The sequence below is a fragment of the Goekera deserti genome, from assembly GCF_010685995.1.
GTDB lineage: Bacteria > Actinomycetota > Actinomycetes > Mycobacteriales > Geodermatophilaceae > Goekera > Goekera deserti.
On sequence record NZ_JAAGWK010000018.1, the window covers coordinates 78,111 to 95,148 of the forward strand.

Consider the following 17,038-nt stretch of genomic DNA (forward strand, 5'->3'; position numbering starts at 1 on the left):
GGACGTGCCGACCCGTCGGGGACCCTCCGGGCCCCGCTCCGGACCGGCACGATCACGACGTCAGCGGCACGACCATCCGGATGCGGGTGCCGTCGGGCAGCACGGCCCAGGAGCCGTCGGGCTCGACGGCGAAGCTCGGCATGATCGGCGCGAGCGGCTCCGGGGGCGAGCCGGCCAGCACTGCGGCCACGTCGGCGAAGGAGCCGACCTGGCCCAGTGTGTGGACCGTCGGCGGCAACATCGGCCGGGTGCCTGCCTCGTACTCCGCCAGGGCGGCCGCGGGCGTCGTCCAGACGGCCTCGTCGGCCTCACCGGAGACGTCGCGGGCCTCCTGCCCCAGGGGCATGGCAGCGGCGAAGAACTTCGTGTCGTAGCGCCGCGGCTGCTCCCCCGGCGGCGTCACCCAGTGCGCGAACGGGCGCAGCAGGTCCGCGCGCACCGCGAGTCCACGGCCGGCCAGCAGCTCGGCCAGGCTGGTCTCCCGGGCCAGCAGCGCCTGGCGCTGGGCCTCCCAGTCGGCACCGGACACGTCAGGGACGACCTCCCCGGCGGTGCTCCCGGCCAGCAGCACGCCGGCCTCCTCGAACGTCTCCCGGACGGCGGCACAGACCAGCTGCCGGGCGGTCCGCTCGTCACAGCCCCACGCCACGGCCCAGTCGGCCGGGGTGGGGCCCACCCACTCGACGTCGGTGTCGGCGTCCCGGGGGTCGACGCCCCCGCCCGGGTAGGCGGTCATGCCCCCGGCGAACGGCATGCCCTGCGTCCGGCGCAGCAGGTAGACCTCCAGGCCGGGCTCGCCGTCGCGGACCAGCAGCACGGTCGCGGCCTGCCGCAGCGGCGCGGTCACCGCAGTTCGACGGTGAGCTCGACCTCGACGGGTGCACCCAGCGGCAGCTCCGCGACGCCGACGGCGCTGCGGGCGTGCTGCCCGGCCTGCCCGAAGACGCGGCCGAGGATCTCGCTGGCGCCGTTGACGACCCGCGGCTGGCCGGTGAAGCCCTCGGCGCTGGCGACGTAGCCGACCACCCGGACGACCCGGGCGATCTCGTCCAGGCCGACGAGCGCGTCGATCGCGGCCAGGCCGTTGAGCGCGCACACCTTCGCGTCGGCCGCGGCGTCCTCGATGGCCACCGAGCCGCCGACCTTGCCGGTGCGGCGCAGCCCGCCGTCGACGAACGGCAGCTGACCGGAGGTGAAGACCAGCTGGCCGCTGCGCACGGCCGGCACGTAGGACGCGACCGGGGCGGCCACCGGGGGCAGCCGGAGTCCGAGCTCGGCCAGCCGGGCGTGCCAGCCGGTGGCGGAGGCGCCCACGGTCAGCTGGTGGGGCGCTTGAGGTAGGCGACCAGCTGGTCGCCGTTGGCCCCCGGGAGCACGGTGACCAGCTCCCAGCCGTCGACCCCCCAGGAGTCGAGGATGGCCTTGGTGTTGTGGATGAGCAGCGGGATGGTCGCGTACTCCCACGTGCGGCGGGACGGCTCAGTCATGCAGGGGACGCTAGCGCAGAGCACACCGTCGCCCTGCGGGCTCCGACCGCGACCAGGAGCCACTCGGGAGAGCGGAGCAGTCGGCGGCCGGCAGGGGGACCCTCCGGGCCCGCCCTGCCGGCCGCACGGGGCCCATCGCCCACCGACGTACTCTGGCGCAGGTGAGCCTGCCCCCGTCACCCGTGCGGTGCCACGTCGTCACCGGCAAGGGCGGGACCGGCAAGACCACCGTCGCGGCCGCCCTCGCCCTCGCGCTGGCCGCCGACGGCAGGCGCACCCTGCTCGTCGAGACGGAGGGCCGGCAGGGCATCGCGCAGCTGTTCGACACCCCGCCGCTGCCCTACGAGGAGCGCCGCGTCGCCGTCGCCCGCGGGGGCGGCGAGGTGCGGGCGCTGGCCATCGACATCGAGGCCGCGCTGCTCGAGTACCTGGACATGTTCTACAACCTCAAGCGCGCCGGGTACGCGCTGCGCAAGATGGGCGCCATCGACTTCGCCACCTCGATCGCCCCGGGGCTGCGTGACGTGCTGCTCACCGGCAAGGTGAAGGAGGCCGTCACCCGCCGCACCGACGGCCGGCCCACCTACGACGCCGTCGTCGTCGACGCCCCGCCCACGGGCAGGATCACCCGGTTCCTCAACGTGACCGGCGAGATGGCCGGGCTCACCCGGTCCGGCCCGATCAAGACCCAGAGCGAGGGCGTGATGGCCGTGCTCCGGTCCCCGCAGACGGCCGTGCACCTGGTCACCCTGCTGGAGGACATGCCCGTGCAGGAGACCGCCGACGCCATCGCCGACCTCGAGTCGGTGGGGCTGCCCGTCGGCTCGGTGATCGTCAACATGGCGACCGAGCCGCTGCTGCCCGCCGGCGAGCTGGCGCGCGCCGCCGCGGGCCGGCTCACCGCCGACGAGCTCCTCCCGGCGCTGACCGCCGCCGGGGTCGGCGGCGGGCCGGACCTGGCCGCCGGGCTCGCCGCCGAGGTGGTCGAGCACGCCCGGCGCTGGGCGTCGCAGGACGCCTGCCGCAGCCGGGTCGAGGAGCTGCGCCGGCCCACCGTGGAGCTGCCCATGCTGGTCGGCCCGATGGACCTGGGCAGCGTGTTCGAGCTGTCCCACCGCCTGGAGGACCACCTGCGGGGTGAGGTCTCGTGACCGGCCCGCAGCCCCGGGTGACCCGTCAGGCACCGGCGATGGACCTCGGCGCGATCGTCGCGGACCCCGGCACCCGGATCATCGTCTGCTGCGGCGCCGGCGGCGTCGGCAAGACCACCACGTCGGCCTCGCTCGCCCTGGCCGCCGCCGAGGCCGGCCGGCGGGTGGTCGTGCTGACCATCGACCCGGCCCGGCGCCTGGCGCAGAGCCTGGGGCTGGAGGAGCTGGACAACGAGCCGCGCCGGGTGCACCTACCCGGGCTGGACAACGGCTCCCCCGGCGAGCTGCACGCGATGATGCTGGACATGAAGCGCACCTTCGACGACATCGTCGTGGCGCACTCGACCCCCGAGCGGGCCGAGACCATCCTGGAGAACCCCTTCTACCAGACCCTGTCGTCCTCCTTCGCCGGCACGCAGGAGTACATGGCGATGGAGAAGCTCGGCCAGCTGCGGGCGGCCGACACCTGGGACCTGATCATCGTGGACACCCCGCCGTCCCGGTCGGCGCTGGACTTCCTCGACGCCCCGGGCCGGATGAGCCGCTTCCTCGACGGCACCATGATCCGGCTGCTCACCGCGCCGGCGAGGGCCGGTGGGCGGGCCGGGATGCGGCTGGTCGGGGCGGGCTTCATGGTGTTCAGCCGGATCATCAGCAAGATCCTCGGCGGGCAGCTGCTGCGGGACATCTCGGCCTTCGTGGCGGCGCTGGACACCATGTTCGGCGGCTTCCGGGAGCGGGCGACCGCCACCTACGAGCTGCTGCGCCAGCCGGGCACGTCGTTCCTCGTCGTCGCCGTCCCGGAGCCGGACGCGCTGCGCGAGGCGTCGTACTTCGTCGACCGGCTGTCGGCCGAGGGCATGCCGCTGGCCGGGCTGGTGCTCAACCGCACGCACCCGCCGGCGACCACGCTGCTGTCCTCCACCCGGGCGGAGGCCGCGGCCGAGGCGGTGGCCGAGACCGGCGGGGAGGGATCGGCGCTCGCAGCCGCCGCGCTGCGGGTGCACGCCGAGCGGATGGCACTGGCCGGTCGCGAGCAGCGGCTGGCCGACCGGTTCACCAGCGCGCACCCCGAGGTCGGCGTGCGCACGGTCCCGGCCAGCGCCGGCGACGTGCACGACCTGGACGACCTGCGCGCGATGGGCGCGGTGCTCACCGGCCCGGACGACGACCCGACGTCGGCGACCCCGCGGACCCGGGTGCTGCCCCCGCGCTGAGAGCACCCCGGCAGGGGTCCGAGGGGCGGGTGCGACCGGTGGGGCGCGGAGCGCGGCGTCCCTCGTCACGGCCCTGCCCGTGCCAGCCCCAGCAGGTACGTTGGCCTGCGATGTCGACGAACCGCAACTCCCGCTCCCTGGCACTGGCCAAGCTGATCGCGTCCATCGTGGCGGCGGGGGCGCTGGTCGCCGGGCTGATGCTGCCCTGGGTCGGCGGGACGGGCCTGGTGGCCCGCAACTCCGCGAACCTGCTGGACGCGCTGCCGGTCGAGCTGACCGACCAGATCCCCAACGGGAACACCCGGGTGCTGGCCGCGGACGGCTCGCTGCTGACCGAGTTCTACTCGAACAACCGGCAGCCGGTCTCCTCCGAGCAGATCGCGCCGGTCATGAAGCAGGCCCTCGTCGACATCGAGGACACCCGCTTCGAGCAGCACAACGGCCTGGACGTGCAGGGCACCCTGCGGGCGCTGGCCAAGAACGTCGCCGCCGGCGAGGTCGCCGAGGGTGGGTCGACGCTGACCCAGCAGCTGGTCAAGCAGACCCTGCTGCAGACCGCAGAGACCCCCGAGGAGGCCGCCGCGGCCAACGCCGAGACCGTCGGCCGCAAGCTGCGCGAGGCCCGGCTCGCGCTCGCCCTGGAGGAGAAGTACTCCAAGGACGAGATCCTCACCCGGTACCTGAACATCGTGTACTTCGGGCACAGCGCCTACGGCATCCAGGCCGCCGCCCGCACGTACTTCTCCGTGGACGCCAAGGACCTCACCCTGGCCCAGGCCTCCGTGCTGGCCGGCCTGGTGCAGAGCCCGGGCCAGGACGACCCGCTGGTCAACCCGGAGAAGGCGACCGAGCGCCGCAACCAGGTGCTGGCTCGGATGCACACCCTGGGCCACATCACCGACCAGGAACTGGCCGACGTCTCGGCCGCCCCGATCCCGGTCGCGGAGGGCCCCAAGCCGCCGAACGGCTGCGCCAACGCAGCCCTCGGCGCCTACTTCTGCGACTACCTGCAGACGTACCTGGTGCAGAACCTGGGCATCACCAAGACCCAGCTGGAGAACAGCGGCTGGACCATCCAGACCACCATCGACCCGCAGCTGCAGACCCTGGGTGACGCCGCGGTGCTCGAGACGGTGCCGATGAGCGGTGGCAACGACCTGGCCGGCGTGTTCACCGCCGTCGAGCCCGGCACCGGGCACGTCAAGGCGATGAGCGTCAACCGCCGTTACGGCTGCACCGAGTACGAGTGCGAGTCGGTCAACCTCAACGTCGTCCCCACCGCGGGCGCCGGCTCGACGTTCAAGGTCTTCGTGGCGGCCGCCGCGCTGATCGAGGGCTTCGGGTCGAACTACACGATCACCACGTCCTCGCCGTACACCTCGAAGGTGTTCAAGAAGAACGGCGGCACCCGCGGGGCGCCGTACGTCATCTCCAACGCCTCGCAGAACTACCCCGGCACGCTGACCATGACCGACGCGCTGGTGCGCTCCTCCAACACCTACTTCGTCGCCCTGATGGACGCCCTGGGCAGCGTGGAGAAGCCGGTGCGCACCGCCGAGGCGATGGGCATGCACTTCGACGGGGCCAACCAGGTGCCGGCCCAGACCATCATCGACGGCGAGCGCGGGTCGTTCACCCTGGGCCCGGACGCGACCAGCCCGCTCGACCTGGCCAGCGCCTACTCCACGCTCGCCGCCAACGGCACCCGCTGCGAGCCGACCCCGGTCACCGCGATCACCGACGCCGCCGGCAACCCGGCGCTCAAGCCCGACGGCACGCCGTACGTGGCCGGGGACGCCTGCACCCCCGAGGCCGTCCCGGCCAACGTCGCCAAGACGATGAACCAGATGATGATCGGCGACACGGCCAGCCCGGCCGGCACCGCCACCCGGGCCGCCGTGCCCGGCCACCAGGTCGCCGGCAAGACCGGCACCACCCAGGGCAACGTCTCGACCACCTTCATCGGTTCGACCCCGCAGGTCACCGCCAGCGTGATGGTGTTCAACCCCAAGAGCGCCAGGAACGTCGGCGGCTTCGGCGGCAACAAGCCCGCCACCATCTGGCACGACGCCATGGCGCCGTACCTGGCCGACAAGCCCGCGGTGCCCTTCGCGCAGGCCGACGCCTCCACCCAGCGCGGCACCCGGCCGACCGTGCCCAGCTGCTCCTCGGTCACCAGCTGTGCCACGGCCATCCAGAACGCCGGGTTCGGCAGCTCCGTCCAGGCCGTCCGCAGCGACCAGCCCGCCGGCACCTTCCTCGGCACCAGCCCCGCCGCCGGCTCCCCGGTCACCCCGGGGCAGCGGATCACCATCCAGACCAGCGACGGCTCCGGCTACTCCGAGCCGACGACGGCCGAGCCCGGGTCCGAGACGGCCGAGCCCGGCACGGGGACCCTGCCCGACGGGGGCGCCCCGGAGGTCGACACGAACGGCGACGGCATACCGGACTGACCCGGTCCACCCGGCCACCGACCGGGACCGGGCCGGACCGGACCGGACTGGACTGGACCGGACCGGGGAATCCGCAGGTCCCTCCCAGCCGACGGTCAGCCGGGACGCCAACGCTGCACAGGTGACCCCCCGCCGCCGACGCTCGCGCCCTGCTGCCCTCGCCCTGCTGGCCGGCTCCGTGGTGGTCGCCGGCGCACTCGTCGCCGGGCTGCTGCTGCCCGTCGTCGGCGGCTCCGGTCTGCTCGTCCGCGACGCGGCGTCGTCCACCGTGGAGCTGCCGCCGGCGCTGACCGAGCCGACACCCGACGCGCCCACCCGGGTGCTCGCCGCCGACGGGTCGCTGATCACCGAGTTCTACGCGAAGGACCGGGTGCCGGTCACCTCCGACCGGATCGCGCCGGTGATGGAGCAGGCCCTGGTCGACATCGAGGACTCCCGCTTCTACGAGCACGGCGGGGTCGACGTCCGCGGCACGGCACGGGCGCTGGCCACCGACGTGGCCGCCGGCGGGGTGGCGGAGGGCGGGTCGACGCTGACCCAGCAGCTGGTCAAGCAGACCCTGCTGCAGACGGCGACCACCGACGCCGGGCGCGAGGCGGCCGTCGAGCAGGACGGCGTCGCGGGCATCTCGCGCAAGGTCGAGGAGGCCCGGCTGGCGATCGAGATGGAGCAGCACTACTCCAAGGACGAGATCCTCACCCGGTACCTGAACACGGTGTACTTCGGCGAGGGCGCCTACGGCATCCAGGCCGCCGCGCAGCGGTTCTTCTCCGTCGACGCCGCCGACCTGGACCTGGCCCAGGCGTCGGTGCTCGCCGGCCTGGTCCAGAGCCCCACCGACGACGACCCGATCACCCATCCGGACCAGGCGGCGACCCGGCGCAACGAGGTGCTGCAGCGCATGCACGACCTCGGCCACATCAGCGACCAGGACCTGGCGAGCACCACCGCCGCCCCGGTCACCGTGGTCGAGGGCGCCGCTCCGCCGCGGGGCTGCACCGCCGCCAGCACCGCGCCGTTCTTCTGCGACTACGAGCAGAGCTACCTGCTCGGCACGCTGGGGATGACCCAGGACCAGCTGGACACCGGCGGCTACACCGTGCAGACGACCCTGCAGCCGGACCTGCAGGCCTCCACCGACCGGGGCCTGACCGCGAACATCCCGATGGGCTCACGGTTCGTCGGGGCACTCGACGTGGTCCAGCCCGGCACCGGTCACGTGCTGGCGATGAGCGTGAACCGCCGGTTCGGCTGCACCGGCGACGGCTGCACCTCGGTCGACTACGGCGTCGTCCCCCAGGCTGGCGCGGGCTCCACCTACAAGGCCTTCACCGCCGCGGCCGCCCTGTCCCGGGGGTTCGGCGCGCACTACACGATCACGGCCCCGCAGCCGTACACCTCCACGGTCTTCAAGGGCTACGACGCGAAGGGGCACTACGGCCCCTACGTCGTGCACAACGACGACGCCGGGTACGCACCCACCTACGACATGACCTCGGCTCTCGTGGCGTCGACGAACACCTACTTCGTGGCGCTGGAGGACGCGCTGGGCAGCATCGACGGGCCGCTGGAGACCTCGGTGGCCATGGGCATGCACTACGACGACGCGGTCACCCAGCACCCGGTCGCCACCCTGGAGGCCGACCAGAGCGGCTCGTTCACCCTGGGCGCCGAGGCCACCAGCCCACTGGACCTCGCCGACGCCTACGCCACGATCGCCGCCTCCGGCACCCAGTGCGACCCGACCCCGGTCACCGCCGTCCTGGACGGCAGCGGCCGGCCGGCCGTGGGCGCCGACGGCACACCTCTGGCCACCGGCGACACCTGCCACCCCGGCGCCCTGTCCCCCAGCGTCGCCGACACCCTGGCGAACATGCTGACCGGCGTCGTGGGTCCCGGCGGGACCGGCCGCAAGGCCGCGGTGCCCGGCCGCCAGGTCGCCGGGAAGACCGGCACCACGCAGGGCAACAAGACGGCGGCCTTCGCCGGCATCACACCCGACTACTCGGTCGGCGTCATGTACTTCGACCCGGACCCGGCGAACCCGCACGCGGTCGGCGGTGTCGGCGGCGGCGTCCCGGCCCAGGTGTTCCACGACGCCATGGCCCGGGTCATCGAGGCCGGGCCCGTCCACGACTTCCCCCCGGCCGACCCGGCCGTCGAGACCGGCACGAAGGGCCACGGCCCCGGCTACCAGGCCCCGGCGCCCGCCGCGCCCGCCGCGCCCGCCGCGCAGCAGCCGGCCAGCACCCCGTCCGACTGACCAACGCCCCCGACCGTCCCCGCGCGCGAGCGTCGCCGGGGCCGGAGAACAGGGCCCTTCCCGCGGAAATGGCCGCACAACAGGGCCCTTCCCGCTGAAGTGGCCGCACAACAGGGCCCTTCCCGCTGAAGTGGCCGCACAACAGGGCCCTTCCCGCTGAAGTGGCCGGGGGTGGCGTCAGCCGAGCTGGCGGCGGACCTCGGCGGCGACCCGGCCACCGTCGGCGCGGCCGGCGACGGCGCCCTGCACCGGGCCCATCACCCGGCCCATGTCCTTCATCCCGGCCGCACCGGTCTGGGTGATCACGTCGGCGATCAGGGCGGCCAGGTCGCTGTCCTCGAGCTGGGCCGGCAGGTACCCGGCGACCACGGCCTCCTCGGCCTGCTCGCGCTCGGCGGACTCGGTGCGCCCGGCGCTCCCGAAGGCCTCGGCCGCCTCCCGGCGCTTCTTGGCCTCCCGGCGCAGGACCGCCTGCACCTGCTCGTCGGTCAGCTCGCGGGACTCCTTGCCGGACACCTCCTCCGCGGTGATGGCGGCGAGCACCATGCGCAGCGTGGCGGTGCGCAGCTCGTCGCGGCTCTTCATCGCGGTGGTCAGGTCGGCGCGGAGACGGTCCTTGAGGTCGGGCACGCCCTCCAGCCTCGCACGTGCCGCCCCCACCACACCGGCCACTTCCGCGGAAACGGCCGCTCCCGGCAGCACGCCCGCACCCCGACCACGGCCACTTCCGCGGAAACGGCCGCTCCCGGCGGCACGCCCGCACCCCGACCACGGCACTTCCGCGGGAACGGCCGCTCCCGGCGGCACGCCCGCACCCCGACCACGGCCACTTTCGCGGGAACGGCCGCTCCCGGCGGCACGCCCGCCTCCCCGACCACGGCCACTTCCGCGGAAAGGGCCGGGGGCGCCGGCACGGCCCACGGGACGACGGCCGCTCCCGCAGAGACGGCGGGGGCGCGGGACCTAGGCTGGTGGGCATGCGCTGGTACACCGCTCTGCCCACGGCGGCCGTCACGACCGGACTGGCGGTCACGGCCTACGCAAGCCTCTACGAGCGCACCCGCTGGACGCTGCGCCGGGTCGACGTCCCGGTGCTGGCCCCCGGGTCGGCGCCGCTGACCGTGCTGCAGATCAGCGACATCCACATGACCCCCGGCCAGCACTCGAAGCAGCGGTGGATCGCCGGGCTGGCCGAGCTCGACCCCGACCTGGTGATCACCACCGGGGACAACCTGGCCGCGCTGGACGCCGTCCCGCCGACGCTGCGCGCCCTGGACCCGCTGATGGACAAGCCCGGCGCGTTCGTGCTGGCCAGCAACGACTACTTCGCGCCGCGGCCCAAGAACCCGCTGAAGTACTTCAAGCGGGAGCACAAGCGCGTGCACGGCATCCGGCTGCCGTTCGAGCCGCTGCGCGACGGCATGGTCGAGCGCGGCTGGCTCGACCTCACCAACTCGACCGGCGAGCTGGTCGTGGGCAACCGGCGGATCACCCTCGCCGGCGTCGACGATCCGCACCTCAAGCTCGACCGCTACGACGCGATCGCCGGACCGGCCGACGCCTCGGCCGACCTGCGGATCGGGCTGGTGCACGCCCCGGAGCCGCGGGTGCTCGACCGCTTCGCCGCCGACGGCCACGACCTGCTGCTGTGCGGGCACACCCACGGCGGGCAGCTGCGGGTGCCGTTCTACGGGGCCCTGGTGACCAACTGCGGCATCGACCGTGCCCGCGTGCGCTGGCTGCACCGGTGGGCCGAGCCGACCCCGGCGCACCCCGCCGGCACCTGGCTGCACATCTCGGCCGGGCTCGGCACCAGCCCGTACGCCCCGGTGCGCTTCGCCTGCCCGCCTGAGGCCACGCTGCTGACGCTCACCGCCCGGGCGGCCTGAGGAGCCGCCGTCCGGACCGCCACGGCGGTCCGCTAGGCTGTCCGAGGACCTCGGGGTGTGGCGCAGCTTGGTAGCGCGCGTCGTTCGGGACGACGAGGCCGCAGGTTCAAATCCTGTCACCCCGACCACCAGCGCAGGGCCCGCCGGCAACGGCGGGCCCTGCGCCGTTCCGGGACCGGACCACCGCCGCGAGACCCCAGGTCCACATCCCGCCACCCCGACCACCCGCGCCGGGCCCGCCGGCAACGACGGGCCTCGAGCTGTTCCGGGCCCGCCGTTGCCGGGCGCCGACCTGCGGCGGTGCGCCCGTCCGCGGCTCGGCGGGCGCCGCGGGCCCGCAGGGCGCACCCTGGACGCCGATGATCGAGCTGCTCCTCCTCCTCGCCGCCGTGCTCCTCACCGCACTCACCGGCTTCTTCGTCGCAGCCGAGTTCTCCCTCACCACGGTCGACCGCGGCCGGGCAGAGGACGCCGCCCGGCAGGGCGACCGTGGTGCCGACCGGGTGGTCACCGCGCTGTCCGGGCTGTCCACGCAGCTGTCCGCCGCCCAGCTGGGCATCACGCTGACCACGCTGGTGGTCGGCTACCTGGCCGAACCAGCGCTCGGCGAGCTGCTCCGCGGACCGCTGGAGGCCGTGGGGCTGCCCGCGGCCTCGTCGGGGGCGGTGGCCGTCGGTCTGGCGATCGCGCTGGCCACCGTGCTGCAGATGTGGCTCGGCGAGCTCGGCCCGAAGAACCTGGCGATCGCCAACCCGCTGGCCGTCGCCACCTTCGTCGCGCCCGGGATGAACGCGTTCACCCGGGCCACCGGCGTCCTGCTGCGCGGCCTGCAGGGGCTGGCCAACGCGATCGTCCGCCGGCTGGGCTTCGAGCCGAAGGAGGAGCTCGACAGTGCCCGCGGCGCCGGCGAGCTGGCCTCGGTGGCCCGCCGCTCCGCCGAGGAGGGCGACCTCTCCCCCGTCGCCGCGCGGCTGCTGGACCGCTCGCTGGGCCTGCGGGACAAGTTCGCCACCGACGTCATGACCCCGCGCACCCGGCTCTACACGCTGCGGTCCAGCGCCACGGCCCGGGACGTCGTCTCGCTGGCCGTGCAGTCCGGCAACTCCCGGTTCCCGGTGTACGGCAACGACCTGGACGAGGTGACCGGGGTGGTGCACGTCAAGCAGGCGGTGTCGGTGCCGGAGGACGAGCGGGACACCCGCACCGCCGGTGAGCTGGCCGTGCCGGTGCTCGCCGTCCCCTCCTCGATGCGGCTGGACCCGCTGCTGGACCTGCTGCGCGAGCAGCACCTGCAGCTGGCGCTCGTGGTCGACGAGTGGGGCGCCACCCACGGCGTGGTGACGCTGGAGGACATCGTCGAGGAGCTGGTCGGTGAGATCGCCGACGAGACCGACCGCCCGCTGCGGCAGCTGCGCCGGCTGCCCGGCGACAGCTGGCTGGTGTCCGGGCTGCTGCGCCCGGACGAGGTGCGCGAGCGCACCGGCGTCGACGTGCCCGAGGGGCGCTACGAGACCCTCGCCGGCTTCCTGACCGAGCGCCTGGGCCGGCTGCCGGCCGAGGGCGATGCGGTCGAGCTGAGCACGCACCGGCTGCTCGTCGACGGCGTCGAGGGACGGCGGGTGTCCCGGGTGCTCGTCGAGCCCCGCTCCGGCGACGTGGTCATGGGCAACGGCGCCACCGCGTCGCGGGAGGTGGCACGGGCATGAGCGACGTGATCAGCCTGCTCGTGCTCGTGGCGCTGCTGCTGGGCAACGCGTTCTTCGTCGCCGCCGAGTTCGCCCTGGTGTCGGCCCGGGTCGACCAGATCGAGCCCCGCGCGGAGGCGGGGTCGGTGCGAGCCCGCAAGACGCTGGCCGCGATGCGCAACGTCTCCCAGATGATGGCCGGCGCGCAGCTGGGCATCACGCTGTGCTCCCTCGGCCTGGGCGCGGTCGGCGAGCCGGCGATCGCGCACCTGATCGAGCAGCCGCTGGCGGCGCTGGGCGCACCGGAGGGCCTGCTGCACCCGGTCGCGCTGGTGATCGCCCTGGCCATCGTGACCACGCTGCACATGGTGCTCGGGGAGATGGTGCCCAAGAACATCACCATCGCCGGCCCGGACCGCGCCGCGATCGCCCTCGGCCCGCCGATGGCCGCCGTCGTCCGGCTGCTGAAGCCGCTGATCTGGTTCTTCAACACCACCGCCAACGCCTTCGTGCGGGCCTTCGGCGTGCAGCCGACCGACGAGGTCGCCGCCAGTTTCGACGGCGGCGAGATCCGCTCGATGATCGCCCAGTCGCGCCGGCAGGGCCTGCTCGGCACCGAGGTCAGCGAGCTGGCCACCGGGGCGCTCACCTTCGAGCAGCACGACGCCCGCTCGGTGCTCATCCGCCCCGACGCGCTGGTGACGCTGCCCCGCGACATCACGCCCCGGGAGCTGGAGGCCGCCGTCGCCGAGCACGGGTACAGCCGCTACCCGCTGTGCGGGCCGGACGGCGGGTGGTCGGGCTACGTGCACGTCAAGGACGTGCTCGACGCCGGCGCCCGGGACCGGCCGCTGACCCCGGAGATGGTGGAGCAGTTCGTCGAGGTGCACCCGGACACCCCGCTGCCCGAGGTGCTGCGCTCGATGCGCCGGGCCGGCACGCACCTGGGCCGGGTCGTCGACGACGGCGAGGTGCTGGGCGTGGTGACCCTGGAGGACGTGCTGACCCAGCTCATCGGCGACGTGCGCGACGCGTCGGTCACCCCGGCCGCGGAGCCCGGGCGCCCCGGCGGGCAGCCGGTGGCCGGCGCGGGCGCCGGGGGAAGATGAGCGGGTGACCGCCTCCCCCACCAGCCCCCCGTCCCCCGAGGTGCCACCGGCGTTGCCGGCAGAGGTCACGGCCCGCTGGCAGGCCCGCTTCCGGGCCCCGCGGGTCAGCCTGCCGGAGTGGGCCGTCGACGCCCCGCACCGCAACGTCTACGCCTCCGACCGGACCGGCGTCGTCGAGCAGTACGCCTGGGACCGCACGACCGGCACCCACCGCCAGGTCACCGACCGGCCCAACGGCACCCTGGTGTCCACGCTCAGCCCCGACGGGTCGACCGTCTGGTGGTTCGCTGACACCGACGGCGACGAGTTCGGCGTCTGGATGACCCAGCCCTTCGAGGGCGGGCCGGACACGGTCGCGCTGCCGGAGGTGCAGCCCGCCTACCCCGGCGGGCTGGAGATCGGCTCGTCCGTGGTGGCCCTGGGCCGGTCCACCGACGACGGCAGCGAGCTGTGGGTGGCCCCGGTCGGCGGCACCCCCCGCGTGGTCTACCGGCACTCGGAGCCGGCCTCGGTGGACGCACTGTCCCGGGACGGCAGCCTGCTGGTGATCAGCCACTCCGAGCACGGCGACCCCCGCTACCCGGCGCTGCGGGTGCTGCGCACGGAGGACGACGGGCTGGTCGCCGACAAGTGGGACGGCGAGGGCCGCGGACTGCACGCCGTGGAGTTCGCCCCCGAGCCCGGCGACGCCCGGCTGCTGGTGAGCCACGAGCGGCGCGGTCGCGAGGAGCTGCTCATCTGGGACGTGCTGTCCGGTGCCGAGACCGAGGTCGTCGTCGACCTGCCCGGCGAGGTCAGCGGCGGCTGGTACCCCGACGGCAGCGCGCTGCTGCTCGGCCACGACCACGCCGCCCGGTCCGAGCTGTACCGCTACGACCTGGCCACCGGCACCCTGGAGCAGCTGGAGACCCCGCCGGGCGTCGTCCGCGGCGCGACCGCCCGCCCGGACGGCACCGTGGAGCTGGCCTGGTCGTCCTCGGAGCACCCGCCGGTCATCCGCCGGGCCGACGGCGCGGTCGTGCTCACCGCGCCCGGCGAGCCGCCGCCGCCCGCGCACCCGGTCGAGGACCGCTGGGTGCCCGGCCCCGGCGGTGACGTGCACGCCCTGCTGGTGCGCCCGGCCGGGGACGCCCCGTACGCCACGGCGTTCCTGCTGCACGGCGGCCCCGAGGCGTGCGACGACGACTCCTACCGCGCCCGCCGCGCCGCCTACGTGGACGCCGGCTACGCGGTCGTGCACGTCAACTACCGCGGCTCCACCGGCTACGGCAGCGAGTGGCGCGACGCGCTCACCGGCCGTCCCGGGCTCACCGAGCTGGAGGACGTCGCCGCGGTGTACGACGCCCTGGTCACCGAGGGCGTCGTCGACCCGGCCCGAGCGCTGGTGACCGGCGGCTCGTGGGGCGGGTTCCTCACCCTGCTGGCGATCGGCACCCAACCCGAGCGCTGGGCCGCCGGCATCGCCGAGGTGCCGGTCGCGGACTACCTGGCCGCCTACGAGGACGAGATGGAGGGCCTGCGGGCCTACGACCGGGCGCTGTTCGGCGGGTCACCGGACGAGGTGCGTGACCGCTACGTGCGCTCGTCGCCGCTGACCTACGTCGACCAGGTCACCGCCCCGGTGCTCGTGGTCGCCGGCGCCAACGACCCGCGCTGCCCCATCCGGCAGATCGACAACTACCTCGCCGCCCTGGAGCAGCGGGGCGCGCAGCACGAGGTCTACCGCTTCGACGCCGGCCACGGGTCACTGGTGGTCGAGGAGACCATCCGCCAGGTCGAGCGCGCCCTGGACTTCGCCCTGCGCCACGTGCGCCCCTGACCGCTGACTTCATCGCCATGAAGCCTCCTACCGCGGTCGGGCGCCCGACCGCGATCCAGGCTTCACGGCGATGAAGTCTTCCCCTGAGCCGGCGGATCAGGGCTGGGCGGCGATGAGCTCGGCGATCTGGACGGTGTTCAGCGCGGCGCCCTTGCGCAGGTTGTCGTTGCTGACGAACAGCACCAGCCCGCGCCCGCCCTCGACCGACTCGTCCTGGCGGATCCGGCCCACGTAGGACGGGTCCCTGCCCGCGGCCTGCAGCGGGGTGGGCACGTCGACCAGCTGCACCCCGGGTGCGTCGGCCAGCAGCTCGCGGGCCCGCTCGACGCTGATCGGGCGCTCGAACTCGACGTTCAGCGACAGCGAGTGGCCGGTGAACACCGGGACGCGCACGCAGGTGCCGGAGACGCGCAGGTCGGGGATGCCGAGGATCTTGCGGCTCTCGTTGCGGAGCTTCTGCTCCTCGTCGGTCTCGAACGAGCCGTCGTCGACGATAGAGCCGGCCAGCGGCAGCACGTTGAAGGCGATCGGCGCGACGTACTTCACCGGGTCCGGGAAGGTCACCGCGGAGCCGTCGTAGGCCAGCTCGTCGGCCTTGTCGACGACGGCCTTCACCTGGCCGTGCAGCTCCTGCACGCCGGCGATGCCCGAGCCGGAGACGGCCTGGTAGGTGCTGGCCACGATGCGCACCAGCCCGGCCTCGTCGTGCAGCGGCTTGAGCACCGGCATCGCGGCCATCGTGGTGCAGTTCGGGTTGGCGATGATCCCGCCGCGCGCCTTGGCGATGTCGCCGGGGTTGACCTCGCTGCAGACCAGCGGGATCTCCGGGTCCCGGCGGAACGCCGAGCTGTTGTCGATCACGATGACGCCGGCCCGGGTGAAGCGCGCGGCCTGCGCCCGGGACGTGGTCGCACCTGCGGAGAACAGGGCGACGTCCAGCCCGGCCGGGTCGGCGGTGGCGGCGTCCTCCACGGTGATCTCGCCGTCGCCCCAGGGCAGGGTGCTGCCGGCGGAGCGGGCGGAGGCGAAGAACCGGATCGAGGCGATCGGCAGGTCGCGCTCGGCCAGGATCGAGCGCATCGCGGCACCGACCTGGCCGGTCGCGCCGACGATCCCGATGTGCAGCGGTCGCAGGGTGGTCATCGTCCGGTCCCTCCGTAGACGACGGCCTCGACGTCGGAGCCGAGGTCGAAGGCGTCGTGCACCGCGCGGACGGCGACGTCCACGTCGGTGTCCTTGCACACCACGGAGATGCGGATCTCCGAGGTGCTGATCAGGTCCAGGTTCACGCCGGCGTCGGCGAGCGCGCCGAAGAACTTCGCCGAGACGCCGGGGTGACTGCGCATCCCGGCGCCGACGAGGGAGACCTTGCCGATGTGCTGGTCGAAGCGGACGTCGGTGTAGCCGACCGTGTGCTTCACCTTCTCCAGCGCGGCGATGGCGACCGGACCGTCGCTGACCGGCAGGGTGAAGGAGATGTCGGCGAGCTTGCTGGCCTCGGCCGACACGTTCTGCACGATCATGTCGATGTTGACCTCGGCGTCGGCGAGAACGCGGAAGATCTGCGCCGCCTCACCGGGCCGGTCGGGCACCCCGTAGACGGTGATCTTGCCTTCGCTGCGGTCGTGCGCGACGCCGGTGATGATGGCCTGTTCCACCGTGAGGTCCTCCATCGAGCCGGTCACCGTGGTGCCGGGGAGCTGGGAGTAGGAGCTGCGGACGTGCACCGGGATGTCGTACCGGCGGGCGTACTCGACGCACCGGAGCATGAGCACCTTCGCCCCCGAGGCGGCGAGCTCGAGCATCTCCTCGTAGGTGACGGTGTCCAGGCGCCGGGCGTTGGGGACGATGCGCGGGTCGGCGGTGAAGACGCCGTCCACGTAAAAAAGGCCACGGCGACGGCCGTGGTGTCCGAGCCACCGCGACCGAGCGTGGTGATGTCCTTGGTGTCCTGGCTGACGCCCT

The 17,038-nt window shown here is 74.1% G+C and carries 14 protein-coding genes and 1 tRNA gene; 9 read left to right on the plus strand and 6 right to left on the minus strand.

Annotated features, from left to right (window positions below):
• Positions 1-52: 52 nt before the first annotated feature.
• The 3 genes from G1H19_RS13035 to G1H19_RS22630 are packed head-to-tail and all read right to left on the minus strand — an operon-like array spanning position 53 to position 1,487.
• On the minus strand, positions 53-847 hold the full coding sequence (locus G1H19_RS13035) for an NUDIX hydrolase (protein WP_162392944.1): 795 nt from the start codon (positions 845-847) through the stop codon (positions 53-55).
• Complete coding sequence (locus tag G1H19_RS13040) at positions 844-1,314, minus strand: RidA family protein (protein ID WP_162392943.1); 471 nt, start codon at positions 1,312-1,314, stop codon at positions 844-846. The genes G1H19_RS13035 and G1H19_RS13040 overlap by 4 nt, the downstream gene beginning before the upstream one ends.
• 2 nt (positions 1,315-1,316) lie before the next feature.
• Positions 1,317-1,487: a hypothetical protein gene (locus G1H19_RS22630; RefSeq protein ID WP_174278047.1), complete on the minus strand. Its 171-nt coding sequence runs from the start codon at positions 1,485-1,487 to the stop codon at positions 1,317-1,319.
• Positions 1,488-1,648: 161 nt separating this feature from the next.
• Between G1H19_RS22630 and G1H19_RS13045 the strand changes: the two genes are divergently transcribed.
• From G1H19_RS13045 to G1H19_RS13060, 4 genes are all read left to right on the plus strand, one after another.
• Positions 1,649-2,638 carry an ArsA-related P-loop ATPase gene (locus tag G1H19_RS13045; protein WP_162392942.1) on the plus strand — a complete coding sequence of 330 codons (990 nt, stop codon included), beginning with the start codon at positions 1,649-1,651 and terminating at the stop codon, positions 2,636-2,638.
• Positions 2,635-3,855 (plus strand): ArsA family ATPase, encoded by a 1,221-nt coding sequence (locus tag G1H19_RS13050; RefSeq protein ID WP_235928117.1) that lies wholly within the window; start codon positions 2,635-2,637, stop codon positions 3,853-3,855. The genes G1H19_RS13045 and G1H19_RS13050 overlap by 4 nt, the downstream gene beginning before the upstream one ends.
• Before the next feature lie 110 nt (positions 3,856-3,965).
• Entirely contained in the window at positions 3,966-6,308 is a 2,343-nt protein-coding gene (locus G1H19_RS13055; protein ID WP_152729502.1) for a penicillin-binding protein, read from the plus strand.
• A gap of 121 nt (positions 6,309-6,429) precedes the next feature.
• Positions 6,430-8,571 carry a transglycosylase domain-containing protein gene (locus G1H19_RS13060; protein WP_162392941.1) on the plus strand — a complete coding sequence of 714 codons (2,142 nt, stop codon included), beginning with the start codon at positions 6,430-6,432 and terminating at the stop codon, positions 8,569-8,571.
• A gap of 177 nt (positions 8,572-8,748) precedes the next feature.
• Here the strand turns inward: G1H19_RS13060 and G1H19_RS13065 are convergent, their stop codons facing one another.
• Positions 8,749-9,201: a GatB/YqeY domain-containing protein gene (locus tag G1H19_RS13065; RefSeq protein WP_162392940.1), complete on the minus strand. Its 453-nt coding sequence runs from the start codon at positions 9,199-9,201 to the stop codon at positions 8,749-8,751.
• A 347-nt stretch (positions 9,202-9,548) separates the two neighbouring features.
• Between G1H19_RS13065 and G1H19_RS13070 the strand changes: the two genes are divergently transcribed.
• The 5 genes from G1H19_RS13070 (at position 9,549) to G1H19_RS13090 (ending at position 15,073) form a co-directional block, all read left to right on the plus strand.
• Positions 9,549-10,460, plus strand: coding sequence for a metallophosphoesterase (locus tag G1H19_RS13070; protein ID WP_152729501.1), 912 nt, complete (start codon positions 9,549-9,551; stop codon positions 10,458-10,460).
• A gap of 51 nt (positions 10,461-10,511) precedes the next feature.
• Positions 10,512-10,588: transfer RNA gene (locus G1H19_RS13075), tRNA-Pro, on the plus strand.
• Positions 10,589-10,819: 231 nt separating this feature from the next.
• Positions 10,820-12,166, plus strand: coding sequence for a hemolysin family protein (locus tag G1H19_RS13080; RefSeq protein ID WP_152729500.1), 1,347 nt, complete (start codon positions 10,820-10,822; stop codon positions 12,164-12,166).
• Positions 12,163-13,254 carry a hemolysin family protein gene (locus G1H19_RS13085; RefSeq protein WP_152729499.1) on the plus strand — a complete coding sequence of 364 codons (1,092 nt, stop codon included), beginning with the start codon at positions 12,163-12,165 and terminating at the stop codon, positions 13,252-13,254. The genes G1H19_RS13080 and G1H19_RS13085 overlap by 4 nt, the downstream gene beginning before the upstream one ends.
• A 4-nt stretch (positions 13,255-13,258) precedes the next feature.
• The gene (locus G1H19_RS13090) at positions 13,259-15,073 is read left to right on the plus strand and encodes a S9 family peptidase (RefSeq protein ID WP_162392939.1); all 1,815 of its coding nucleotides are present in this window, start codon (positions 13,259-13,261) and stop codon (positions 15,071-15,073) included.
• A gap of 96 nt (positions 15,074-15,169) precedes the next feature.
• Here the strand turns inward: G1H19_RS13090 and G1H19_RS13095 are convergent, their stop codons facing one another.
• Positions 15,170-16,216 (minus strand): aspartate-semialdehyde dehydrogenase, encoded by a 1,047-nt coding sequence (locus G1H19_RS13095; protein WP_152729498.1) that lies wholly within the window; start codon positions 16,214-16,216, stop codon positions 15,170-15,172.
• Positions 16,213-16,953 carry an aspartate kinase gene (locus G1H19_RS13100; RefSeq protein ID WP_328727512.1) on the minus strand — a complete coding sequence of 247 codons (741 nt, stop codon included), beginning with the start codon at positions 16,951-16,953 and terminating at the stop codon, positions 16,213-16,215. Before G1H19_RS13100 ends, G1H19_RS13095 begins: the two co-directional genes overlap by 4 nt.
• Positions 16,954-17,038: the final 85 nt, after the last annotated feature.

Bases quoted from the DNA above. Each gene is read 5' to 3' on its own strand.
- G1H19_RS13080 (WP_152729500.1), top strand. From the start codon at position 10,820: ATGATCGAGCTGCTCCTCCTCCTCGCCGCCGTGCTCCTCACCGCACTC.
- G1H19_RS22630 (WP_174278047.1), bottom strand. From the start codon at position 1,487: ATGACTGAGCCGTCCCGCCGCACGTGGGAGTACGCGACCATCCCGCTG.
- G1H19_RS13095 (WP_152729498.1), bottom strand. From the start codon at position 16,216: ATGACCACCCTGCGACCGCTGCACATCGGGATCGTCGGCGCGACCGGC.
- G1H19_RS13055 (WP_152729502.1), top strand. From the start codon at position 3,966: ATGTCGACGAACCGCAACTCCCGCTCCCTGGCACTGGCCAAGCTGATC.
- G1H19_RS13085 (WP_152729499.1), top strand. From the start codon at position 12,163: ATGAGCGACGTGATCAGCCTGCTCGTGCTCGTGGCGCTGCTGCTGGGC.
- G1H19_RS13070 (WP_152729501.1), top strand. From the start codon at position 9,549: ATGCGCTGGTACACCGCTCTGCCCACGGCGGCCGTCACGACCGGACTG.